Annotated in this window: 23 protein-coding genes; 14 read left to right on the forward strand and 9 right to left on the reverse strand. The window is 44.4% G+C overall.

Going from position 1 to position 24,259, the window contains the following annotated elements; translation table 11 throughout:
- Positions 1-97 precede the first annotated feature (97 nt).
- The 5 genes from VEJY3_RS17660 (at position 98) to VEJY3_RS17680 (ending at position 6,539) form a co-directional block, all read left to right on the forward strand.
- Complete coding sequence (locus VEJY3_RS17660) at positions 98-1,195, forward strand: autoinducer 2-binding periplasmic protein LuxP (RefSeq protein WP_014233771.1); 1,098 nt, start codon at positions 98-100, stop codon at positions 1,193-1,195.
- Positions 1,195-3,768 carry a quorum-sensing autoinducer 2 sensor kinase/phosphatase LuxQ gene (gene luxQ / locus VEJY3_RS17665; RefSeq protein ID WP_014233772.1) on the forward strand — a complete coding sequence of 858 codons (2,574 nt, stop codon included), beginning with the start codon at positions 1,195-1,197 and terminating at the stop codon, positions 3,766-3,768. The genes VEJY3_RS17660 and luxQ overlap by 1 nt, the downstream gene beginning before the upstream one ends.
- A 173-nt stretch (positions 3,769-3,941) precedes the next feature.
- Positions 3,942-4,397: a MarR family transcriptional regulator gene (locus VEJY3_RS17670; RefSeq protein WP_014233773.1), complete on the forward strand. Its 456-nt coding sequence runs from the start codon at positions 3,942-3,944 to the stop codon at positions 4,395-4,397.
- A 33-nt stretch (positions 4,398-4,430) separates the two neighbouring features.
- Positions 4,431-5,489, forward strand: a complete 1,059-nt coding sequence (locus VEJY3_RS17675; protein WP_014233774.1) for an HlyD family secretion protein — start codon at positions 4,431-4,433, stop codon at positions 5,487-5,489.
- A 12-nt stretch (positions 5,490-5,501) separates the two neighbouring features.
- Entirely contained in the window at positions 5,502-6,539 is a 1,038-nt protein-coding gene (locus VEJY3_RS17680) for a DUF2955 domain-containing protein (RefSeq protein WP_014233775.1), read from the forward strand.
- 28 nt (positions 6,540-6,567) lie between these two features.
- Here VEJY3_RS17680 and VEJY3_RS17685 read toward each other — a convergent pair whose 3' ends face one another.
- Together VEJY3_RS17685 and VEJY3_RS17690 are read right to left on the reverse strand one after the other, a co-directional pair.
- Positions 6,568-7,227, reverse strand: a complete 660-nt coding sequence (locus VEJY3_RS17685) for a flagellar brake protein (RefSeq protein WP_014233776.1) — start codon at positions 7,225-7,227, stop codon at positions 6,568-6,570.
- Between the two features lie 232 nt (positions 7,228-7,459).
- Positions 7,460-8,386 (reverse strand): DMT family transporter, encoded by a 927-nt coding sequence (locus VEJY3_RS17690; RefSeq protein WP_014233777.1) that lies wholly within the window; start codon positions 8,384-8,386, stop codon positions 7,460-7,462.
- A 149-nt stretch (positions 8,387-8,535) separates the two neighbouring features.
- Here VEJY3_RS17690 and VEJY3_RS17695 point away from each other — a divergent pair, with 149 nt between their 5' ends.
- On the forward strand, positions 8,536-8,991 hold the full coding sequence (locus VEJY3_RS17695) for an Lrp/AsnC family transcriptional regulator (RefSeq protein ID WP_014233778.1): 456 nt from the start codon (positions 8,536-8,538) through the stop codon (positions 8,989-8,991).
- 438 nt (positions 8,992-9,429) lie between these two features.
- Here VEJY3_RS17695 and VEJY3_RS26000 read toward each other — a convergent pair whose 3' ends face one another.
- On the reverse strand, positions 9,430-9,996 hold the full coding sequence (locus VEJY3_RS26000) for a hypothetical protein (protein WP_014233779.1): 567 nt from the start codon (positions 9,994-9,996) through the stop codon (positions 9,430-9,432).
- Between the two features lie 104 nt (positions 9,997-10,100).
- Here VEJY3_RS26000 and VEJY3_RS17705 point away from each other — a divergent pair, with 104 nt between their 5' ends.
- From VEJY3_RS17705 to secF, 4 genes are all read left to right on the forward strand, one after another.
- Positions 10,101-10,769, forward strand: a complete 669-nt coding sequence (locus VEJY3_RS17705) for an SH3 domain-containing protein (RefSeq protein WP_014233780.1) — start codon at positions 10,101-10,103, stop codon at positions 10,767-10,769.
- A gap of 134 nt (positions 10,770-10,903) precedes the next feature.
- A complete protein-coding gene (locus VEJY3_RS17710) occupies positions 10,904-11,383 on the forward strand; it encodes a hypothetical protein (protein WP_014233781.1) in 480 nt (159 codons plus the stop codon).
- Positions 11,384-11,553: 170 nt separating this feature from the next.
- Positions 11,554-13,392 (forward strand): protein translocase subunit SecD, encoded by a 1,839-nt coding sequence (gene secD, locus VEJY3_RS17715; protein WP_014233782.1) that lies wholly within the window; start codon positions 11,554-11,556, stop codon positions 13,390-13,392.
- 2 nt (positions 13,393-13,394) lie between these two features.
- The gene (gene secF, locus VEJY3_RS17720; RefSeq protein WP_014233783.1) at positions 13,395-14,297 is read left to right on the forward strand and encodes a protein translocase subunit SecF; all 903 of its coding nucleotides are present in this window, start codon (positions 13,395-13,397) and stop codon (positions 14,295-14,297) included.
- Between the two features lie 148 nt (positions 14,298-14,445).
- On the opposite strand, the gene VEJY3_RS17725 is transcribed toward secF, so the two are convergent.
- The gene (locus tag VEJY3_RS17725) at positions 14,446-15,066 is read right to left on the reverse strand and encodes a LysE family translocator (RefSeq protein WP_014233784.1); all 621 of its coding nucleotides are present in this window, start codon (positions 15,064-15,066) and stop codon (positions 14,446-14,448) included.
- Positions 15,067-15,790: 724 nt separating this feature from the next.
- Here VEJY3_RS17725 and VEJY3_RS17730 point away from each other — a divergent pair.
- The 4 genes from VEJY3_RS17730 (at position 15,791) to phaC (ending at position 19,980) form a co-directional block, all read left to right on the forward strand.
- Entirely contained in the window at positions 15,791-16,531 is a 741-nt protein-coding gene (locus VEJY3_RS17730) for an SDR family oxidoreductase (RefSeq protein WP_014233785.1), read from the forward strand.
- 11 nt (positions 16,532-16,542) lie between these two features.
- Positions 16,543-17,751 carry an acetyl-CoA C-acetyltransferase gene (locus tag VEJY3_RS17735; RefSeq protein WP_014233786.1) on the forward strand — a complete coding sequence of 403 codons (1,209 nt, stop codon included), beginning with the start codon at positions 16,543-16,545 and terminating at the stop codon, positions 17,749-17,751.
- Between the two features lie 45 nt (positions 17,752-17,796).
- Positions 17,797-18,144 (forward strand): phasin family protein, encoded by a 348-nt coding sequence (locus tag VEJY3_RS17740; RefSeq protein ID WP_014233787.1) that lies wholly within the window; start codon positions 17,797-17,799, stop codon positions 18,142-18,144.
- A 66-nt stretch (positions 18,145-18,210) separates the two neighbouring features.
- Complete coding sequence (phaC, locus tag VEJY3_RS17745) at positions 18,211-19,980, forward strand: class I poly(R)-hydroxyalkanoic acid synthase (RefSeq protein ID WP_014233788.1); 1,770 nt, start codon at positions 18,211-18,213, stop codon at positions 19,978-19,980.
- A gap of 193 nt (positions 19,981-20,173) precedes the next feature.
- On the opposite strand, the gene VEJY3_RS24955 is transcribed toward phaC, so the two are convergent.
- The 5 genes from VEJY3_RS24955 to VEJY3_RS17765 form a co-directional block, all read right to left on the reverse strand.
- Positions 20,174-20,308, reverse strand: coding sequence for a TIGR02808 family protein (locus VEJY3_RS24955; protein WP_014233789.1), 135 nt, complete (start codon positions 20,306-20,308; stop codon positions 20,174-20,176).
- Between the two features lie 12 nt (positions 20,309-20,320).
- The gene (locus tag VEJY3_RS17750) at positions 20,321-20,899 is read right to left on the reverse strand and encodes a NapC/NirT family cytochrome c (RefSeq protein ID WP_014233790.1); all 579 of its coding nucleotides are present in this window, start codon (positions 20,897-20,899) and stop codon (positions 20,321-20,323) included.
- 28 nt (positions 20,900-20,927) lie between these two features.
- The gene (locus VEJY3_RS17755; RefSeq protein WP_014233791.1) at positions 20,928-21,383 is read right to left on the reverse strand and encodes a nitrate reductase cytochrome c-type subunit; all 456 of its coding nucleotides are present in this window, start codon (positions 21,381-21,383) and stop codon (positions 20,928-20,930) included.
- A 79-nt stretch (positions 21,384-21,462) separates the two neighbouring features.
- Entirely contained in the window at positions 21,463-23,952 is a 2,490-nt protein-coding gene (gene napA / locus VEJY3_RS17760; RefSeq protein WP_014233792.1) for a periplasmic nitrate reductase subunit alpha, read from the reverse strand.
- Positions 23,949-24,257: a chaperone NapD gene (locus VEJY3_RS17765; RefSeq protein ID WP_014233793.1), complete on the reverse strand. Its 309-nt coding sequence runs from the start codon at positions 24,255-24,257 to the stop codon at positions 23,949-23,951. The genes napA and VEJY3_RS17765 overlap by 4 nt, the downstream gene beginning before the upstream one ends.
- Positions 24,258-24,259 lie beyond the last annotated feature (2 nt).

Below are 24,259 nucleotides of genomic sequence, written 5' to 3' on the forward strand. Positions count from 1 at the left end.
GTAGATTACAATAGTTCAACGCGCCCAAGTAACGGATGACTCGGCTAGATAATAAATAGAGTGAATTAGACTCGATATAAAACTAATAGAGCAACAGATGAAAAAAGAGTTAATATTCTCCCTTGTATTAGTAGCTGGTATTGCCCCAGCAGCACATCCATCGCAAGTCCTGAATGGATATTGGGAATATCAAGAGTTTCTGAAAGAATTTCCGGAGCAAAAGCAACTAACCAACGCACTGGCTGAAGCTGTCAGAGAAAAACCGATTCCGGTGACTAGCGATAAAAAGCGTGAACTGAAGATTTCTGTCGTTTACCCAGGGCAGCAAATCTCAGATTACTGGATCAGAAACATAGATGCTTTTGAAAAACGGTTAGATAAGCTAAATATTAACTATCAGCTCAATCAGGTTTTTACCCGTCCAAACGCCGATATCAAACAGCAAAGTCTGTCTTTAATGGAGGCTTTGAAAAGCAACTCGGACTATCTCATCTTTACGCTCGATACCACCAGACATCGCAAATTTATTGAGCATGTCTTAGATTCGAAGAAAACCAAACTGATCTTACAAAACATTACGACACCAGTAAGAGATTGGGATAAACACCAGCCGTTTCTTTATGTTGGTTTTGACCATGCTGAAGGCAGCAGAAAACTGGCGAAAGAGTTTAGTCATCGCTTCCCCCAAAACACTCACTACAGTGTGCTTTACTTTTCAGAAGGCTACATTAGTGATGTAAGAGGGAATACATTTATTAACCAGGTAAACCGTGACAGCAACTTTGAGCTACAATCTGCATATTACACCAAGGCGACAAAGCAGTCTGGGTATGAGGCGGCAAAAGCCAGTCTGGACAAGTACCCTGATGTCGATTTTATTTATGCTTGCTCAACAGACGTCGCTCTTGGTGCCGTTGAAGCGCTAGCGGAACTCGGGCGCGATGATATTATGATTAATGGCTGGGGAGGAGGCTCTGCAGAGCTAGACGCCATTTTAGATGGAGAGTTGGATATAACCGTCATGCGTATGAACGACGATACTGGTATTGCGATGGCAGAAGCCATAAAGTGGGATCTGGAAGGGAAGTCAGTACCAACTGTATATTCTGGTGACTATGAAGTCGTCACCACATCAGATTCTCCCGAAAGAATAGAAGCCTTAAGAAAGCGCGCATTTAGATACTCAGATAATTGATGACAAACACATCAACCAGAAAGCGTCGCTCTTTGTCGACGCTCATAACTAAAATTATAATTCTCGTTCTTGCTCCGATAATTTTAGGCATATTCGTTCAGAGTTATTACTTCTCCAAACAGATTATTTGGCAAGAAGTCGACAGGACAAAGCAACAAACATCTGCCCTGATTCTGAATATTTTTGACAGTCATTTCGCTGCGATACAGATCCACCACGACAGCAATTCTAAAAGCGATGTGGTGCTTGATTTTTATACGAAGCGGAATGAAGAAGCCTTAAATTTCTTTTTTCTGAGCATTGACCAGAGTGATCCTGCACACACGCCTGAAATTCGCTTCCTCACTAACCATCAAGGCATTATCTGGGATGACGGAAACGCCCATTTTTATGGCATTAATGACTCGATACTCGATACTATTTCCAATAGCGTCACATTCACCAATAACTGGTACTACATTACGTCACTAACGCCAATGGGCGCTCGTCACTTGCTGGTGAGAAGAGTTCCGGTACTTGAACCCACAACGGGCGAAGTGATGGGTTACTCCTACAATGTTGTCGTTTTGGACAACAACTTTGGCTTGATGGAAAGGCTGAAAAACGAAGGTAACGTCGATAATGTTGTACTCATCTCCAATAACTTACCTCTAGCCAACTCGTTGGCTGGTGATGAGTCTTACAAAATATTTGATGTTCTGAAACGTAGAGAATCTCAAGAGAAGCTCGACCAACTATTGATTATTAAGACACCAATTGAGGTGAATGCGGCTCATACGGATTTATCTCTATTGACGGTTCAGGATAATCAAAGTGTCGTTACCCTGCAGGTTCAGCACCTTCTGGCGATGATGGCTTCGGTTATCGGGATGATCTTGATCGCCTTACTGACCAAAGAGTGGATAGAGAATAAAGTAGCAGAACAACTTGACTCCTTAATGTCGTACACACGTTCAGCTCGCGAAGAAAAAGGGTTTGAGCGATTTGGCGGGTCAGATATCGAAGAGTTTGATGATATCGGGACGACGCTAGAAAACACTTTTGAAGAGCTTGAAGCACAAAAACGCTCATTCCGTGACCTGTTTAACTTTGCTTTATCGCCGATCATGGTGTGGTCTGAAGCTGGGGTTCTGATACAAATAAACCCAGCGGCGAGAAAAGAGCTGGTGCTCGAAAATGATAATAAAACTATGCCTCCCGTATTTAAGAGCTTTAAGGAAAAATTACTTCCTCACCTGCGTATGGCATCGCAAGGTGCAACTCTTACGGGAGTGAATGTACCGATTGGCGAAAAAGTTTATCGCTGGAACTTGTCTCCCATTCTGGTGGATGGCGATCTCAGCGGTATCATTGTTCAAGGGCAAGACATCACAACGCTTATCGAGGCTGAAAAGCAAAGTAATGTTGCCAGAAAAGAAGCAGAAAAATCCGCTCAAGCTCGCGCTGATTTCCTCGCTAAGATGAGTCACGAAATTCGAACGCCAATTAACGGTATTTTAGGTGTCGCTCAGCTATTGAAAGGTGCGGTTAAATCGCAAGAACAGAGTAACCAGATAGACGTGCTTCGTCATAGTGGTGAGCACTTACTTGCTGTTTTGAATGATATTCTAGATTTCTCGAAAATCGAGCAAGGGAAATTTAATATTCAAAAACACTCGTTTTCCTTCACCGATACTGTTCGCACTTTAGAGAATATTTATCGTCCGATTTGTGAAAGTAAAGGCGTGGAACTGGTCATTGAAAACCAGTTGGATCCTCAAGTCGCACTCTTTACCGATCAGGTTCGCCTCAACCAAATCATGTTTAACCTGCTCAGTAATGCAGTCAAATTTACGCCATCAGGAAGTGTTCGGCTAAGCGCGGTATTGGATCAGTTTGAAGGGGTTGAGAACAGTGTGCTGGTGGTTGAAGTGTCCGATACGGGTATCGGTATCGACCCGAACAAACTCGAGCAAATGTTTGAACCGTTTGTGCAGGAAGAGGAAACGACAACGCGTGAATACGGTGGTAGCGGTTTAGGGCTGACAATCGTCAAAAGTTTGGTCGATATGTTAGACGGTAATGTCCAAGTTTACAGTCAAAAAGGGGTTGGAACGACATTTGTTGTAACGTTGCCAGTGAGAGACCGTGAACGTCTTTTGAGTGAAAATAAACCCGACCAACATATCAACCCTGAAGATATGTTTAATCAAACGTTGAAAGTCCTGCTTGTTGAAGACAATCATACTAACGCGTTTATTTTAAAAGCTTTTTGTAATAAGTACGAAATGCAGGTTGAATGGGCAAAAGACGGGCTCGAGGCCATCGAGCGGTTAAAACACCATACCTATGACTTGATCTTAATGGATAACCAACTTCCGCATCTCGGTGGTATAGAAACCACAAAAGAGATTCGCCGAAACCTCAAATTAGGCACGCCGATTTATGCTTGTACGGCAGATACTGCAAAAGAAACAGGTGATGCGTTTATGGAAGCGGGGGCGAACTACATCTTACTTAAACCAATTAAAGAAAACGCATTCCACGATGCGCTTTTGGATTACAAACAGCGATTTTTAGTCGACTGGGTATAAGAAAACATCAGCTCCTATCAGGCACAACGCAAGTTGTGCCTTTTTTATTACCTAAGCTTCCTCTGCACCAAACTTCTCTCCTTGAACTTAATGTGATTTTTGTCACAAAGTTATTTACTTAGCATGCTAACTAATTTATATTACTTAGCATGCTAAGTAATTGAGTGTTTGTAATGATTCAAGACATCGACATTTTGAGAGAGCTTTCCGTTGCGGAAAAGTTATCTCGCGTCTCACGTTTATGGAAAATGGTCGCAGACCGAGAGCTTGAGCCACTGAACCTGACGTATCCGCGCTGGACTGCCTTATGGAAGTTACATCGCATGGGGGACAACGTCAGCCAGAAGCATCTCGCGGAAGCACTAGAGATAGAACTGTCGTCATTAATGCGAACCTTAAAATTACTCGAAGAGCAGTCTCTGGTAATAAGACGTTGTTGTGAATATGACAAGCGCGCCCGTATTGTCAGCCTGACTGATGACGGTAAAGCTCTTATTACTCAACTAGAGAGCCGAATCTATGAGGTTCGTAGAAAATTACTGTCGGACATTAATGATGATGAGCTTAAGGCCATGGGATTAATCCTAGAGCAAATTGCTCGCAATGCACTCGATACACTTAGCGAATAAGTCAGAAAACCTAAAAAAGAGAAGTTGAATCCTATGACTCCAGACCAAAAGTTCGCGCGCTGGATTAAATATTCATGCGTAGCGTTTGTCCTTGTCTTTGCTTACTTTCTAATTGCCGATCTGGCAATGCCTCTTACGCCTCAAGCAATGGCAACTCGTGTGGTAACCAAAGTCGCGCCTCGTGTTAGTGGGCAAATCACAGAAATCTACGTCACAAACAATCAGGAAATCCATAAGGGTGAAGTACTGTTCCAGATCGATCCACAGCCTTACCAACTGGCGGTTGAACGTGCTCAGCTCAATCTGGATCAGGTGATTCAAAACAATGATCAGCTGGATGCATCAATCGCCGCTGCTAAAGCGGATGTGGAAGCAAGCAAGATTGTTGCAGAGCAAAAGGTGAGAGAAGCGGCGCGTTTGAATAAGCTGTTTCACCGAAACGGTACTTCTCAACAGCAACTAGATGATGCGCAGAGTAGCGCTACTGCTGAAAAAGCCAACCTGTTAGCAGCACGTGCTCGCCTGAAGGAGCTTGAAGTAAGCCGTGGTGAAATAGGTGAAGATAATGTCAGCGTGCGTGTTGCGCAGAACCAACTCAAGCAAGCTGAGCTCAATTTGTCTTACACAAAAGTTATTGCTGAGCATGATGGTATCGTTGCCAACCTTCAGTTGGAAGTGGGTGCTTACGCCTCTGCGGCAAGTCCTCTGGTTGCATTAGTTTCAGATGACGTTGACATCATTGCGGATTTCCGAGAAAAGAGCCTGCGCCACTTTAATCGTGACAGCCGAGCATTGGTTGCTTTTGATAGCTTGCCGGGTGACGTTTTTGAAGCTCGAATCACAAGTATTGATGCTGGTGTAAGTTCTGGTCAGTTCGATGCTGATGGCCGACTTGCCACACCGACAGAGACGGACCGTTGGGTTAGGGATGCACAGCGCATGCGTTTGCATTTAGCGATTGACGATCAAGAGCAGCACTCGTTCCCTGCCGGAGCGCGTGCAACCGTCCAACTGTTGCCTGAGAATACGATCTCTGGGTGGTTTAGTAACCTACAGATTCATTTCTTGAGTGCACTGCATTACATTTACTAATCGGGAGGTGGTATGAAGTTATGGGACCACCCCATGTCTGAGAATGATCTCAGGCAGTGTCTTCGAATCGCCACTGGCGCTACGATAGGCTTTACCGTATGTAAACTTTTCGGCTGGAACTACGGTGTGTTTTACACGGTAACGCCGATGCTGTTGCTCGGCATGGTTCCTGTGATGAGCTTGCATGCGGCTAGGCAGATGATATTTGCCGCCGTAGTTTGTGGCCTGGAAGTTGGTATTCTTGCTGGACTGTTTGGCAGTCATCCATTCATGATGACGATGATTGCATTTGGATTATTTCTGTACAAATTTGCTTGTATGTCGAAGGGAAGCTTATTCCTGTTTGGTGCGAGTAGTGTATTGAACCTCAGCATCATGCTGCACTTTTCCAGTTATGTCAGTACTGACCTAAATGATCTTATCTTCAGTAATCTGGAAGCGAATGTTCTTTCAGTTGTTGTTGCGTATTTAGTGACGTTTTTGATTCCTGATGCTGAGCCTCGTCAGCCGCCAGCCAGACCTTCGGAACCGAAGAAAAGCCATCGCATGCGTCATGAAGCCTTGATGGGAGCGAGCATCGTAACCATGTCGTTTCTGGTTTTTCAGGTTTTCGACTTAAGTGACTCTCTGTCGGCACAGGCGACGACCATATTGCTGTTGTTTCCGATGCATTGGAATGGTGCCCTAGGTTATGCTCGTAAAAGAGCGATGGGCACGTTACTGGGGGTGACGTTCGGTATTACCAGCCAGCTAGTGCTTTATGACTGGTCAGATACCTTGTTATTCGTCGTACCTCTGCTGTGGATTGGCGCAATGATTTTCAGCTATATGCACGTTAAAGAATCCAGTGGATCCGGAGCGGGCTTTGGTGGACTCACCACGTTAGGCATTTTATTTGGTCAATACTTAAGCCCAGGTGGTGATTTGATCTTTAGTGCGCTGTATCGGGTGAGCAGTATCCTGTTTGCCATTGTTGCAACGCTACTCGTGACCTATCTGATACATCGATTCCTCAACAGCTTCGAAGCAACTCGCTTTGGCGAACAATAGCCGTTCAATTTGCTTTTAGCATTAAACGTTAGTTGCTGGACAGAAAATACTGTTCCAGCAACGCTACTTTCAGCTGGTCAGTCATTGCGATTGGCTTGTCAAACTTAATGCCAATGATCCAGCCTTTGGCTAACTTTTTGATGTTTGCGATTAAGCAATGATTGTCGCTGCCTACATAAGCACTAAGTGCTGAATCAACCCTGACGTTATCACCCACTTGGAATTCCGGTTCAAATAAGGTCGAGATGCCAATCCCGGCTATCGAAAAGTCAATCAGGCTTCCGTCGTAGACATGACCGCCATGGTCAATAGTGCAGTCCATTTTCAACTTGTAACGTTCAAATTCGCGCACGGGTTTTGTGGCAAACGTCGTCGGTATTCGGACGAATAAAAGAGGGGATGGGTGGCTAATGTGCATTAACACACTGGATTTGAATGCAACTACGTGCCCGAGCTCCGTGTCTGATACACCACGAACAACGACGTCTGCATTATTGAGTCTTCTAATCGCATGATCTTCCAGCAGCTTTGTTGGAATATCAATAATCAGATAGGCGTTTTCTTTCAAGCCCAAATAAGTTGTAACGTATGAGCTGCTCTTTTGTGGACCAAGTTCCATCTCTATGGATAGCTTAGTTCCTGGTTTCAAGAAATGACTCAGTTCATCTTTCGTGTGCGTTGCTGGCATGTCGTCAAATAATATAATCCCTTATTGTTTGGGAGGCTATCAGAACACCATTTGTTCAGGCAACATACTTTATGTAAATAACTGCCTATTATAGCTTTTTAATCTCTTCAAACACCACGCTATCCTCGTTTTAACCCAAAAGTGATTGCAAAGTGACCACTTATCTAATAATTCCATGTTCGCAAATATTAAACTTGTGGTCACAAAAACCTGTTTAAAAGGCTAACTTATGCTAACGATGAACAGGCGGGCGATAAGGTTGGCTAAGGTCATTTTTCATAAATATCTGGCTCGCGATTATACTGCCACACGTTACTAGCGTTAGGGCAAGCCATGTGAGTGTATCGGGTTGCTCACCAAAGATTGGGATCGCCAGCAAGGTCGCAATGACTGGAGTTAAAGAGCCAAAAGCTGCACTGGCTTCCGCACCAATGATTCGGATCGCGTATATAAAAGTATAGGAAGCGATTAAGCCAGCGCCTACCCCTTGAAGCATGGTGTGCCCGAACAGTTCTTTCCATGGCCAATACTTCATTGGTGTGACGGCTAAATAGCTGTCTATCCAGCCGAAACCGACCGCGATGATAAGCAGTGCTAACGAGATTATCGCCACAAAGCCAGCACAGACATGAGCATTCAGGTTGGCGACACGCGCGCTGATGGTAAAGACCGCCCACATCAAACTGCCAGTAAGAAATAGTAGATGTCCTTGTAATTGTGACCAGTTGTAATCAGTGCCCGTGTTGGAAAACAAGAAAACAAAGATACCCAATAATACCGTCGTTAGGCCAAATAAACGGTGTTTGCTCAATGCTTGTTTATAAAAGAGAACAGCGATGGCGGAGACAAATAACGGTAATGTACCGGGTATCAGTGCACTGGCATGAGACACTGGGGCGAGGTGCATCGCGCTACCCACGAGCAGTAAGTAAGGCAGCCCACTCCCCACTACAACGCCTGTTAAATATTTATTGGGAATAACGCTAATGGTTTTTTTGTTCTTTAGGACAAAAGGGAGCAAAACCAAGCTGGGAATCAAGAATCTAACCAATGCGATATCGGCTGGTTGAAGTACTGAGATTGCGCCTGCTTTGAGAGAAATGAAAAAACCGGACCAGAGAAGTAAGGTCACTAATATTGCTGCGTATCCCAGAATCATGCTTAACGTATCCAATTTGTTATCGATTTGTTCATTGTCGAACAAAAAGGACGCTCAGTGGTGGCAAGTTATGACGTGATTTATTTTAATGTTAGTGAAAAAACGCGTATAACGTATAAATATTGATGATATTTGGCAGACAATGAGAAATGGACAAAATAGACAGGCAGTTGCTTAACCTGATTCAAAAAGACGCCACTCTGACGACGGCTGATCTCGCTGATCAAGTGGGGCTTTCACCTTCTCCATGCGCAAGGCGAATAAAGCGTCTTGAGCAAGAAGGGGTTGTGAATGGATACCGGGCGATATTATCCCGCGGTAAGGTTGGCATCGCGATGACGGTATTTGTCGAAGTCAGTTTGAATAACCACCAAGCCTCTTCAATTGATGAATTTGAATATTCGATCGTTGAAATGGACGAGGTCATCTCATGCCATGTGGTGTCGGGCGCGTACGACTACTTGTTGGAAGTGGTCAGTAAGGATCTTGAAGGCTATGAAAACTTTACCAGAAAACTACAGAGGCTGGAGAACGTCAAAGACATTCATACCCATTTAGCAATACGAGAAGTAAAGGGGAATGGGAGCCTTCCGGTTTATGCTTGATCAAAAAAGCGAAGTCCGTTTACTAACTTCGCTTTCGAATTCTTTACGATTTATTGGCTATTTTTGTATTGTGATATTTCACAATTGCCGGTCCGTCTATCTACTTTAAATGAGAAAGCAGCTGAATGGTATTCCCTCCCATCGCTCCAAATTGTTTCTCCGAAGATTTTACATAGGTCCAGATCACTGATTGAACCGAATTGTTTTACGTGCCTAACTACTGACAAAAACTTGGCTTTAGTAGTATTAGGGTCTTGCCTGTTACTTAGTCGATTGATAACCATTTTTGTAGCATCATCCCAGCCAGTTGTGACTATTTGTTAAACTTTATTAACGGCTAAAGTAACCAATTATTAGCCACAAGTAAAGCATTATTGTGACCTATGTCTCTTAAAATTATCCAGATTGAATGCAAATGATTCAAATTGGTGCGGCAGATTATGGTGTGGACGAATTTATGTTTCTGTGATGTTTCGCAGATGTTAAAGCGCTTGCTTCTCTCTCGTAGACTGAGGCTAAACCAAGATAAAGTGAGGATAATTTAGTATAGTCTTCAGCAAGTTGATTCGCATTCGTCTGATACCACTCTGCGGTAATCTGGTTTGACATCTTTTCTGATAACTTACAACTTTGAGCCAATTTCTCCCAACCATTGGCGGACCACTGAGATTGTGTACTGAGTTTGCTTATTTCACTGGCTTTTTGAGTTAATTCTTTACGGTATTGTATAGATGCGTCCAGCTGAGTCTGGAGCATATCTCGACGAGACTTTACGCGCCAAAGCATCACTAGCTCGTTGGGAGAAAACTCCTTGGATAAGAGTGGTCGTTGTTTATGTTCAATCAGAAGTGCGTTGAAGACTTTGACATTCTGATTGTACTTGGACTCTAACCTGTTGAATTCATTCAGATTATCATTCCATGAAGACGGGGTGCATGGCACATTTGAATAGCATGCCGATGGGAAGACGAAAAGCAAAAGTATCCATTTAAGCTTGTTTATCATTATTATTCACGTTAGTTAAGCGACTCTTTTAACTATAGTTTATTGCTGGCGAAGTATAATCAAGTATCTTTTGGGATATTTGCCCAAAATAGAAGGGAAAAGATATGAAGAAAGCGCTTATCGCGATGATGGCTGTATTACTGCTTGGAGGCGCTGGTTTTGGTTATTATTTCTTCTTTATGCAAAAGGATCAGCCTGAACAGGCAGCCGAAGCGACCTCTCCTAAAGCTCAAGTAAAAGAAGAAGCGTCAAAACCTGTCATGGATTTGGAATCTGTACCGCCTGAAACGACCGAGTATTACGTGATTGAACGTCAGGTTAGCGCGTACAACAAACCAGACCATAACGCGTTAGTTGTTGATACGATCTACAAAGGGGAAAAGGTCGTCGTTTTGGAAAAGTCTAACGGTTGGTATCGCATCTCCGATTATCTCGTTTATGAGGACGGCGGTGAAGAAACGGCGGAATGGTTAGATGCAAAAGGGCTGTCGGATGCTGAACCAGTGATTAAAGAGCAAGAGCGCTTAGAGATACTCGATGGGTATTTACAGAAGTCAGACGACTTAAAAGACAATCTAGAAATATTTCGCAACAAGACTCAACTGCTGTTGGACGACAATACGTGTGAGCCAGAAGATTTCACAGAACTTGGCGGGTGGGTTCGTTCTGTGACTTACAAGCAGCGAAATGTGTACTTCATATACTGTGGTGGTTTAGAGCAGGAAAACAAAATCTATCTGGACGTCGATAGTGGCGAAATATTCTATCGTTAGATGCAAAGCGTTTACGTAATGGCAAAGATGGAATCAGAGATTTAGATCTTTTTAGTTGTTCAGCTTAATCAATAGGCATACTATCATCGGGCCGGGTGAGTAAACTCGGCCGTGTTTTGTTTTAGTGAGATTTCATGCCTCAGATTTATCTTAGAAAGCTATTTTTTCTGCTGCTTGCAATGGTATTACTGCCAGTACATGTTTCGGCTGCCCAAGCAGATCAGAAAGCTCACTTACCGCATTTCAGTAAACTGCAGCCTTTTGTTGCAGCAAGCACATCCCCAATTTCAGACGATGATTTTTCTGAGGCGTCAGAAGAGTCCACGCGCGCGCCGGTATCTGAAGGTCATGCAAATTCAGATTCGTCGGCGATATTTAATTCGCAACGCTGGCTCTCTCATGTCCGAGAAGGGCTTGATGAAGAAGATGTCGATTTTGTCGGCGATCTCAATGCGCCTTTCTATGCGGATGTTGGCTATAGTTACAGCCTGATCAATATTAACTGGCGTCAAAACCAGTCCATTTTTCATCATTTCACAAGCGACTATCGCCTTTCTGGTTGGAAAGAAACCAACGCGATGTATGTTGCTCTCAATAGTCAGTTTTCTGCCTAAACACCATCACTCTGCACATTATGTGCAATCTCAACACGACGACGGTATTCATCAGAATAGATCTGTGTTCTGAGCATTCTTTATCCTGGATTATTTTCTGGGCGTAAGTTGTCGTGTCTTGACTCTATCAAAGTAAAATCTTCACCTAAGGGTGAGGGGATGATGTTTATATGAAGAAAACACCAAAACCAGCCAAAAGTAGAAAATTACTAAACCACTATTCTGCTTGGAAATATGTCGTGCTTATCGCGACAATCATTATTCTGACGCTGAGTGCCATTCCGACCTGGTTTGGCGAGCAGCCATCGATCCAAGTGACCTTTTCTGACCAAAACCAGAGTGAAATGTCACTGGTACAACTCAATCAATTGTTCAAAACGAACCATATTTCCACTGACAGAATCATCGAAAAGGATGGCAAAACAACCATCGTTTTTGGCAGTGAAGACGCACAAAGTAAAGCTCGCGCTCTGCTCAATAAACAGTTGGATAAAGAGGACAGTATCACCTTCTCGTATGTCTCTGTTGCGCCAGAATGGTTGAGCGAGATGGGCTTTAACCCGATTAAGCTGGGCCTTGATCTACGTGGTGGTGTGCAGTTCCTGTTGAATGTTGATGTAAATAAAGCATTCGAAGAGCAAAGAGACGCACTGATCGATGAGATCAAAGCTGACCTGCGTGACAATCGAACACGTGGTGTTCAGGTTCGCGCTGAAAGTGGAAATCGTATTGCCGTCAACAGTGAGAGTGAAAAGGCACTCGCTGAGGTAAACCAGTTCTTGCAGCAAAATTACCCAGGCTGGGTAGCAAAAAGCTCAGTAAGAGGATTCGTGCTGGAGCCTAGTGAGCAAAATATCCAGGAATTCCAGTCCACGACGTTACAGCAGAACCTGAAGATCATGCGTGGTCGAATTGAAGAGCTGGGTATTACGGAAGCACTTGTTCAGCGTCAGGGTAAAGAGAGCATTCGTATTGAGCTACCTGGTGTTCAAGACCCAGCACAAGCGAAAAATGTGATTGGTGCAACGGCAAGTCTGGCTTTCTATGAAGTGAAAGACGCAAGCAAAGCGCAAAGCAGTCAATATTTGGTATTGAAAGACAATGATGGTCGCACCGTGACACTGAGTAAGCGTCCGGTCCTGACTGGTGAGCACATTGTGAACGCTCGTGCTGGTGTGGACAAAATGGGCATGTCAGAGGTAAACATCTCGCTTGACCATGCTGGTGGTAAGAAAATGAGTGACTTTTCTGCTACCCATATTGGTAAGCCAATGGCGACGGTTTACCGTGAATACAAGACGAATGAACGCGGTGTAACCGAGCGTAACGAACGTGTCATCAGTGTTGCGACGATTCAATCTCAGCTGGGCAGCCAGTTCCGTATTACTGGTGCAGGAAGCATGGATGAAGCACAGCAACTGGCACTTTTACTGCGAGCTGGCTCTCTGACCGCACCGGTCACCATTGTTGAAGAGCGCACCATTGGTGCTTCTCTTGGTGCCGAAAATATCCAAAATGGTTTTGCGGCACTGGCTTTAGGTCTAGGACTAACGCTGACGTTTATGGCGCTTTGGTACCGCCGTTTAGGTTGGGTCGCGAATGTGGCTTTGTGTGCCAATATGGTTTGTTTGTTGGGGCTGATCGCTCTGTTACCGGGCGCAGTTCTTACTCTGCCGGGCATCGCAGGTTTAGTGCTTACGGTCGGCATGGCTGTCGATACTAACGTGATTATCTTTGAACGAATTAAGGACAAAATGCGCGAAGGCCGAAGTTTTGCACAGGCTATCGATCTTGGTTTTGACAGCGCATTTGCCACCATCCTTGATGCCAATATTACTACCATGATTACCGCTGTGATTTTGTACGCGATTGGTAACGGTCCGATCCAAGGCTTTGCTTTAACGCTAGGTTTGGGTCTGTTAACCAGTATGTTTACCGGCGTATTTGCTTCTCGAGCAATGATCAACTTAATTTGGGGCCGCGATGCCCGTCGTGATGTGAGGGTTTAATCATGGTCAAAATATTACAGCAGCATATTCGTAAAATTCGCTACTTTACTACCTTAGTTTCACTAATTTTAACTGTGATTGCGCTAGCCGCGTTGGGAATGAAAGGGTTAAACCTGGGCCTCGATTTTACCGGCGGGATGGTGACAGAAGTTAAAATAGACAAGCAGTTAACCAATCAAGATTTGCTCAGTGCGTTACAGCCTGAATTGGGTGAATCGACATCTGTGACACGTTCTGGCGAAGAAGGTCGCTGGGTTATCCGTTATTCAGCGCCAGAACAAGGCCAAGAGCTACCAAGTGTTGCGGATGTATTAAAGCCGATTTCGCATCAGGTCGATGTTGTAAGTAACAGTATCGTTGGGGCACAAGTTGGTCAGGATCTGTTTGAGCAAGGTGGTCTCGCGCTGCTCGTTTCGGTCTTAACCATCTTGGCTTACTTATGTTTTCGCTTTGAATGGCGTTTAGCCAGCGGATCATTATTCGCCCTCGCACACGATGTGGTGCTTGTCTTAGGTTTCTTTGCGATTACTCAGATGGAATTTAACCTCACCGTTTTTGCCGCAATTTTGGCGATTCTTGGTTACTCTCTGAATGACTCGATCATCATCGCTGACCGAATTCGAGAGCTGCTCATCGCGAAGCAGAGCTGGAAAACAGAAGAGATCAATGATCAAGCTGTCATTGCGACATTTTCTCGTACCATGGTGACATCCGGAACCACATTAATCACAGTCGGGGCATTGTGGATCATGGGCGGAGCTGCGTTGGCTGGATTTTCTACTGCTATGTTTATTGGTGTTCTATCTGGCACTTGGTCGTCTATTTCAATTGGTACCGTTTTACCAGAGCGATTGAAATTGGAGCCAAAACATTATTTACCAGTAGAGATTGACACTGCGCCTTAATGCATATTTGTGTTTCTAGCTAAGAGAAAAACGCCACTCGTTCTGAAGTGGCGTTTTTTATTTCATGGGAATGGAAATACTATTGTTGGAGACAGAGAAACTATTTGGGAACTCTATTAGAGTTCTATCAGAAGTTAGTGCTTTACCATTAACTCATTAATAGCCAAACTCCAACACCCATCATCAAAGTGCCAGCGACGCGATTCATAAGACGTACATTTTTTGAATGACCTAATACACGCTTTAAGCCTTTTCCTCCGGTTGCATAAAGCGACATGCAAATGAATTCAAACATCAGAATAATGGAAATTAAAACGGCCAATTGAGGCGCAAGTGCAGCATTCTGATCAATAAATGGTGGGAGTAGAGAAATCATAAAAGCCCAGCCTTTTGGGTTCGCAATCGCAGTTACGAAACCTTGAATGACTAAATTCCAGTTGCCCTGAGGCAAGGCGGATTCTGTCTCTAGATTGATTGCTAGTTTGCCTCGGGAGCGCCACATTTCAATGCCTAGGTAAAGCAAATAGGCACCACCGATAAATCTCAGGACGATAAACAACCACGGATAATTAAGCATAATTGCCGCTATGCCCAGCACTGCTGAGATCGACACAAGGGCAACTCCTGCGAGCTCTCCCATCATCATCCACAATGCGCGGCGATACCCGACACTCATTCCTAACGTGAGTGCAAGTGTCATACACATCCCTGGCGTAATAGAGACGAAAAAGAAGGTAGGGATGAACATACTAAGCAATGTCATATTCATAGGTGGTATCGATTAGCTAATTAAAGGACGACTCACAAAGATAGTGCAAAGTCGTTACAGATGCTACTACTAACTTTTAATCACTTTTATATTTATATTATTGAACTTAATTAATTATATTAAAGTAAAATACATCAATGTTTAATCAGCGCGTCATATTAGTGCGCTTGCACCAGCTCGGAGCGAAGGTTTTAATTTGATTGTTATAGTTATAAATTAATTATTAGTAATAGTTCTCTTTTACAGTTCATATTCCAAGTTTAATTACGAAACTACAGGGGCTGTTTTAAACGTGTTAAACGTTTACATTAATATAATCAATAATTAATTTTGAACTAATACTCTATTTTTTGTTTATAAAACTCTTGGTAAATATTAAATATGATCTTATTTCACTAAATGGTGTAATTTGTTCTTGTTTTTATAAAATATTGATTTTTATGGTTTTTTGTGGTTTTCGTTTGAGTTTGCCTACGATTTAATTTCATTTTAAAACAATGACTTATATTTAATTGGTAATTATTTAACAATTATTTAACCTTTCATTGTTTGTGAGATCTAAATCAATAATACGAAAATAGACTATAGTATTATTTGAAATGTAATACTTATGGATTAAATTAAAATAAAAGGCGTTAAAGGATTTCTGCCGAATAAATTATTAAACAATTAGATTTTGTAATTAGTAGTTTGATTTATTTTCCGATAAAGAATGGAGTCGTCAATGAATAAAGTCGCTTTGATCACCGGGTCAAAAGGCGGAATTGGTTCCGCAATTTCCTCTCAACTCGTCAACGATGGCTATCGTGTCATCGCTACTTACAACACTGGCAACTATGAGTGTGCGTTGGAGTGGTTTAATAGCAAAGGGTTTACCAAAGACCAGGTTCGCCTTTTAGAGTTAGATGTTACCGACACTGCTCAGTGTGCAGAAACGCTAGCCCTTTTGCTTCAAGAAGAGGGGACGCTTGATGTTGTTGTCAACAACGCAGGTATCACTCGTGATGGCGTCTTTAAGAAGATGACCGCAGAAGCTTGGAACGATGTAATCAATACCAACCTGAATAGCTTGTTCAACGTTACTCAACCAATATTCGCAGCAATGTGTGAAAAAGGTAGCGGGCGCATCATCAATATCTCGTCGGTTAACGGTCTGAAAGGGCAGTTTGGCCAAGCAAATTACTCGGCTGCGAAAGCAGGCATGATCGGCTTCTCAAAGGCGTTGGCTTTTGAAGGCGCACGTTCAGGCGTTACCGTTAATGTGATTGCTCCTGGATACACAGGGACACCAATGGTAGAGCAAATGAAGCCAGAAGTGTTGGAATCGATTACTAATCAGATTCCTATGAAGCGTTTAGCGACACCAGAAGAAATTGCAGCATCTGTTAGCTTCTTAGTGAGTGATGCAGGCGCATACATCACCGGCGAAACACTGTCGGTGAACGGCGGCCTTTACATGCACTAAGGATAGAGATGATGGAAAAAGTTTATATCGTAGCAGCAAAGCGTACACCTATTGGCGCATTTGGTGGAAGTTTAAAAAATACTTCAGCAGGCAATCTGGCAGCAGTCGCAATTAAAGGGGCGCTTGAAGCTGCAAATCTCGGAAGCGACAAGATTGATGAAGTGATTGTTGGTAACGTCGTTAGTGCTGGCCAAGGGATGGGCGTTGGTCGCCAAGCGGCAATATTTGCGGGTATTCCGGAGTCTGTACCAGCGTATGGCGTCAACATGGTTTGTGGTAGTGGCATGAAAACCGTGATGGATGCGGTTTCTCACATTCGAAGCGGTGATGCTCAAGTGGTTGTTGCTGCAGGCGTTGAGGTGATGTCTCAAATCCCGTTCATCGTTCCTAGTAGCGTCCGCGATGGGAATAAAATGGGCAACATGGAACTGAAAGATCTATTGATCACCGATGGCCTAACGGACATTTACAATCAGTACCACATGGGTGTGACTGCGGAAAATGTGGCAAAGGAAGTGGGCATTAGCCGCGAGCAGCAAGACGCGTATGCTTTAGCCAGCCAACAGAAAGCGGTTGCCGCGATTGAAGCAGGCAAATTCAAAGATGAAATCGTACCGGTTGAAGTAACGCACCGCCGTGAAACGATTATTTTCGACACAGACGAATACCCTAAGGCAAACGCGACACTTGAAGGCTTGAGCAAGCTTCGCCCGGCATTTGACCGTGAAGGTACAGTCACAGCGGGTAATGCATCAGGAATCAACGATGGTGCGAGTGCGATCATCGTGGCATCAGAAAGCGCGGTTCAAGCTCATGGTTTGACACCTCTGGCTGAGGTTGTCAGCTATGCGCAGTCAGGTATCGATCCAAAGATCATGGGGCTAGGGCCAGTCGAGTCAGTGAATAAAGCGCTCAAGAAAGCAGAGCTTAATATTCAGGATATTGATGTATACGAGCTGAATGAAGCCTTTGCCGCTCAGGCTCTTGGGGTGATTCATCAGTTGGCTGAAACAAACCAAGTTCCAGTCAGTTCGATTCAAGATAAAGCAAACTTTAATGGCGGTGCGATTGCATTAGGTCACCCACTTGGTGCCTCTGGCAACCGAATTCTGGTCACTTTAGTTCACGAACTTCATAAGCAGGACGCCCAATACGGTGTAGCTTCACTGTGTGTGGGTGGCGGTATGGGGACAGCTGTCATTCTAAAAGCAATTAAGTAATTTTTTTAAACGGACATTTATATTCATTTATCTAGGAGATACACCATGTACACTGATTTTTTCAAAACATTCAGCGATCAAACAGAAAAAACGCTAGAACCTTACTTGAAGTTTAACAAGCTTGTGACTAAAAACGTTGAAGTACTAACTGAGCTTCAACTTAACGCGATGCGCACGTACAGTGAAATGGGTATTACGCAAATGAAAGCAGCGTCAGAAATCAAAGACGTGACTTCTCTGACTGCGTTCAATAGCCAGCAGTTAAGCGTACTGACTAAGCTTTCTCAACAAATGATGGATGACAGCAACAAGCTGCAAGCTATCGCAAAAGAATTCAAAGAAGACGTTGAGAAAATGACTTCGGAAAATCTTAAGACTGTTACTCCAGCGTAATTTGTCCGATTCTCGCCGCCCCTCGATTTGGGCGGCGTTGTTTTTTCCGAATATAGGAGTAAGACTATGTTTCAACACTTCTTTTCGGACTATCTTGTAAAGCTTCAGGAAACCAATCAACAATGGTGGCATGATTTCGAAGTCAACAAGGCAGTCGTGAATTCTCCTTTGAACAAGGCTATGCAAGAAGTGAACTTTGAGGACACTGCCAAACTGTTTGAACAAGCTGCCAATCAACCTGCTGCTATTCTTAAGCTGCAAGCTGAATGGTGGGAGCAACAACTGCAAATCTGGCAGAACGTTGTTCTGGCAGGCAACAAGACGCAAACAATAGAAGCAGAAAGGGGAGATAAGCGTTTCTCTCATGAGGATTGGCAAAATGAGGCGATGTATAGCTTCATCAAGCAATCTTACCTTTTGTTCAGTAAAACGTACTTGGACACCATCGAGTCATTAGAAGGCTTAGATGAGAAGGCAAAAGAGCGAATTATTTTCTTTTCCCGCCAAGCCATCAATGCCCTCTCCCCATCTAACTTCATTGCGACCAATCCAGAGCTTTTAAAACTGACACTTGAACAAAACGGTCAAAACTTATTAGTAGGTTTAGAGCAGTTTAAGGAAGACGTTGAGTCGAGCGCGGATATTTTAAAAATCCGTATGACCAACAACAATGCTTTCCGTGTTGGTGAAGACGTCGCCACCACGGCAGGTGATGTGGTTTTCAAAAATGAACTGTTTGAGCTGATCCAATACCGTCCGGTGACGGAAAAGGTGAATGCAACGCCATTGCTGATCGTACCGCCGTTCATTAACAAGTACTACATTCTTGATCTCACCGAGAAGAACTCGATGGTTCGCTGGTTGCTGGAGCAAGGACACACTGTATTTATGATGTCCTGGCGTAATCCCGGTAAAGAGCAAGCGAACGTTGAGTTTGGCGATTATGTTACTGAAGGTGTGGTAAAAGCTGTCGCAGCGATTGAAGACATTACTGGTCAAGAGCAAGTCAATGCAGTTGGTTACTGTATCGGCGGGACCGTTCTTGCAAGTACTGTTGCCTACTATGCGGCGAAGCGCATGAAGAAACGCATTAAATCCGCGACCTTCTTTACGACGCTTCTCGACTTTTCTCAGCCGGGAGAAGTGGGTGCCTACATTAATGATGTCATCATCAGTGCGATAGAAGCACAGAACAACGCGAAAGGTTACATGGATGGCCGTTCTTTAAGTGTGACATTCAGTTTGTTGCGTGAGAACAGCTTGTACTGGAACTACTACGTGGACAATTACTTGAAAGGCAATAGTCCGGTAGATTTCGACTTGTTGTACTGGAACAGCGATAGTACCAACGTGAGTGCTGCCGCGCATAACTTCCTGCTTCGAGAGCTCTATTTGGAAAACAAACTGATACAAGATAAAGGCGTGAAAATCGGCGGTGTTTGGATGGATCTGAATAAGATTAAAATCCCAAGCTACTTTGTATCAACCAAAGAAGATCATATCGCACTATGGCAAGGCACGTACCGTGGCGCTCTGAACACGGGTGGTAACAAGACGTTTGTACTGGGTGAATCTGGGCACATAGCAGGTATTGTCAATCCACCGTCTAAGGGCAAGTACGGCTATTGGTTGAACGATACGCTAGAAGACTCTGCAGAGGAATGGCTAAGCAGTGCTGAACGTAAAGATGGGTCCTGGTGGACGCATTGGAACGAATGGCTACTTCAGTTCAATCCAGAAGAGCAGGTCGAACCATTCCCTGTTGGCTCTGAAAACAATCCTGTGATTGATGAAGCGCCGGGAACCTACGTTAAACAGGTATTGCCTGTGAAATGACCTTAAATGGTTATGTTTCCTTCCGCATTATTATTTTGGCGATACTCTTGGCGGCCCTAGTGGTCGCTTTTTTTATCTGGTCCGGCGTAAAACAAAACAGCGCTGAGATTATCCCAGCGCTGTTTAACGATTGATGCATGAACAAGTTTGGAACATGGTTGCTTTCGCGTATCCATGCATTGCGTTGTTTGGATTACAGGTTCTTGTCTTTACCCAGCGACAACACCCATAGAGAAACGGCAGCTACGCCAACAAAGCCAGACAAGATGATTACTGGCATTGCGCTGTATCCTAGGATGTGCCAAATCACAGATTCTAGTGTACTCATGGTCAGTTCTCCTTATTGCCAGCCTTCTACGCCGTGCATATCAGGTAATTTGTGTGCGATACCTTTATGACAATCTACACAGGTTTTATCGCCTGAAGCCAACGCTGTAGAGTGTTGAGCAGAAGCACGAGAGCCTTGTTGTGAATAGTCCATATAGTCGAACTCGTGGCAGTTACGGCATTCTAAAGAGTCGTTTTTCTTCATACGAGCCCATTCACGTTCTGCCAAATGTCCACGACGTTCCTGGAATTTCTCTGGCGTATCGATAGTGCGCAAAACATAGTGAGCAAACAACTCTTTTGAAGCCTGAACTTTACGTACGATCTTATCTGTCCACTCATGCGGAACGTGACAGTCTGAACAAATCGCTCGTACCCCAGAGCGGTTTGAGTAGTGGATAGTCTCTTTGATCTCAGCAACAATTGGCGCGTGGCAACCAGAGCAGAACTCTTCGGTGTTTGTCGCTTCCATTCCCGTGTTAAATGCGCCCCAAAACAGCAGACCGCCAGCAAAACCGAGGAATAAAACCACACCAGCGGCAGCTTTGCTTGGGCTCTTCAGTCTATTCCAAAACGCTTTAAGTATTTTCATAAGTAACCTCTTAGCACTCGCGTTTCATTTACTGAAGCGAATCTACAGCTTGGAATTCGTTTTCCACTAATGGCTTCGCATCGGTTTGCGGAACGTGACACTGCAAACAGAAGAAGCGACGAGGAGAGACATCGGCAAGCACAGCGTCTTGACGGTTAACATAATGGGTTACGCTGATTTTTGTCGCGCCAGAGTCTTTCGCATTTTTCCAGCTATGGCAGGCAAGACATTTATTCGCGTTTAAAGACACCTCATAGTTACGAATACTATGTGGAATCAGCGGTGGCTGATAAACAAAGCTATCCTCAACGATTTGATCTTTTGGGAAGTCTTTAAACTCGTCAGCAGGGCGAGTATCTTCAAGTTGAGACATGCCACGCAAAGATTCTAGTCCACCAGTACCACCTGGGTTGTTTAACTCAGCTTGTGCAATGCCTGTCACCAAAGCACCTACAGATAAAAGTGCGACAAGTAATTTTTTCATCGTTTCTTCTCCGCCTTTAAGGCTTAAGTTCTTTTTCAGGCCGCCGCGTGGGCGGCCGTTTTATTCGATATCTGAAGGGTTAAGCAATCTTAGTGATTTTGACCGGGCACTTTTTGAAGTCTGTCTGTTTTGACAGTGGGTCAGTTGCATCAAGGATTAACTTGTTAATCAAAATACGAGCATCAAAGAACGGTACGAATACCAAACCTTGTGGAGGGCGGTTACGACCACGCGTTTCTACACGTGCACGTACTTCACCACGTTTATTGGCGATCAGTATTTCTTCGCCGCGACGAACATTACGTGCTTTCGCATCTTCAGGATGCATGTAGCACACCGCATCTGGAACCGCTTTGTAAAGCTCAGGAACACGGCGAGTCATGGTACCAGTGTGCCAGTGTTCAAGAACACGGCCTGTACATAACCATAAATCGTATTCGGAATCTGGCATTTCTGGTGGCGCTTCGTATGGCGCGGAGATGATCTTGGCTTTACCATCCGCGTTGCCATAAAAGTCCCAACCAGAGCCTGCTTTCGCGTATGGATCAGAGCCTTCTTTAAAGCGCCATTGCGTTTCTTTACCATCAACCACAGGCCAACGTAAGCCACGTACAGTGTGGTAAACATCGTATGGAGCTAAGTCATGGCCATGACCGCGACCAAATGTTGCATATTCTTCGAACAGGCCTTTCTGAACGTAGTAGCCGAAGTGATGAGAATCGTCGTTTAGTTCACGTGCTTCTTCGACAGGGAATTTGTCGACCTGACCGTTTTTAAACAGCATGTCATACATGGTTTTACCACGGTATTCAGGTGCTTTTGCGAGTAACTCTTCTGGCCACACTTCTTCCATTTTGAAGCGTTTCGCGAACTCCATGACTTGCCATAGATCCGATTTCGCCTCACCCACAGTACCAACTTGTTGATACCAGGCTTGAGTACGGCGTTCTGCGTTACCGTAAGCGCCTTCTTTCTCAATCCACATTGCGGTAGGAAGTACCAAGTCGGCCGCTTGCGCTGTCGCAGTTGGGTATGGGTCTGACACCACAATGAAGTTTTCTGGGTTACGGTAACCAGGAAGACGCTCAGTGTTAATGTTCGGACCTGCCTGCATGTTGTTGTTACATTGAACCCAGTAACAGTTCAATACACCGTCATTTAGCATTCGGTCTTGAAGAACCGCGTGGAAGCCTGGTTTTGGTGGAATCGTACCTTCAGGCAATTTCCAGATCTTCTCTGCGATTTCACGGTGTTTAGGGTTTGCTACCACCATGTCTGCTGGCAGACGGTGAGCAAAGGTACCCACTTCACGCGCAGTACCACAGGCTGATGGTTGACCAGTCAATGAGAATGGGCTGTTACCCGGAGTCGCGATTTTACCCGTTAGCAAGTGGATGTTGTAAACCAGGTTATTCATCCATACGCCGCGAGTATGCTGGTTCATACCCATGGTCCAAAGTGACATCACTTTTGTGTTTGGATCCGCGTATTGTTTCGCAAGCTCGATGAGTTTCTCTTGTTCTACACCTGAGATTTCCGATGCTTTCTCAACGGTGTAAGGAGCAACAGACTTTTTGTACTCTTCAAAAGAGATAGCAGTCAGTTTGCCTGAGTTTGGATTTTTAGCTGCTTTTTGTAACGGGTCGTCATCACGTAAGCCGTAACCAATATCGGTGTCAGCTTGAGTAAAGTTGGTGTGCTTGTTAACGAAGTCCCAGTTTACCGCGTCATTTTCGATGATGTAGTTGGCGATGAAGTTAGCGATCGCAAGGTCAGACTGAGGATTGAAAATGTAGCCATGGTCCGCCAGCTCAAATGAACGGTGGTAGTAGGTAGAAAGGACGTTGACTCGAACATGAGGGTGGCTCAGGCGACGGTCAGTAATACGTGTCCACAGTACAGGGTGCATTTCTGCCATGTTAGAACCCCAAAGAACGAATGCATCTGCGTTCTCGAAGTCGTCGTAACATCCCATCGGCTCATCAATACCAAAGGCGCGCATGAAGCCAACTACCGCAGAAGCCATACAGTGACGTGCGTTCGGGTCGATGTTATTTGAACGGAAGCCTGCTTTCATCATTTTTGCTGCAGCGTAGCCTTCCATTACGGTCCATTGACCAGAACCGAACATACCGACACTAGTTGGGCCTTTTTTCTCTAGCGATGCTTTCCACTTCTCGGCCATTGTATCGAAAGCGACATCCCAAGAAACTGGCGTAAACTCGCCATCTTTGTGGTATTTGCCATCTTTCATGCGCAGCAATGGCTGTGTCAGACGGTCTTGACCGTACATGATTTTAGACAGGAAATAGCCTTTGATGCAGTTCAGACCTTTGTTTACCGGCGCTTCTGGGTCACCTTGTGTAGCGACCACTTTGCCATTTTGCGTACCAACTAGAACAGAACAACCTGTACCACAAAAACGACAAGGCGCTTTGTCCCATGTGATTTTGCTCTGGTCAGAGCTGGCAATCAGGTTTGCGGCAGAGGCTGGTAATGTAATACCTGCTACAGCAGCAGCCGATGCAGCCGCGTTTGCTTTCACAAACGCACGTCTTGTCATTTTCATACTTCACCCTCAATTTGGGAATGTTGTGTTCCAGTGTCTTGGTTATCTGTTTGTTCAAGTTCTGTCTCAATTTGGTGGTAAACCAAGACGGTACTTAAGACATTCGGTAAATTATTAATCGCATCGATAGTATCGGTAATGAATCCCTGGTTCTCGGTCTCCAGCACCACAACGATTTTGCCTTCTGGACTGTCACCGTATATCTCGGCGTTTTCATACGCTTCGATCTGGGCCTTGATCTCATCCAGATGCTCAGGCAGTACGTGTACTACCAAACTTGAAATATGCACTTCATTTAGAGACATAT

It is taken from the genome of Vibrio sp. EJY3 (assembly GCF_000241385.1).
GTDB lineage: Bacteria > Pseudomonadota > Gammaproteobacteria > Enterobacterales > Vibrionaceae > Vibrio > Vibrio natriegens.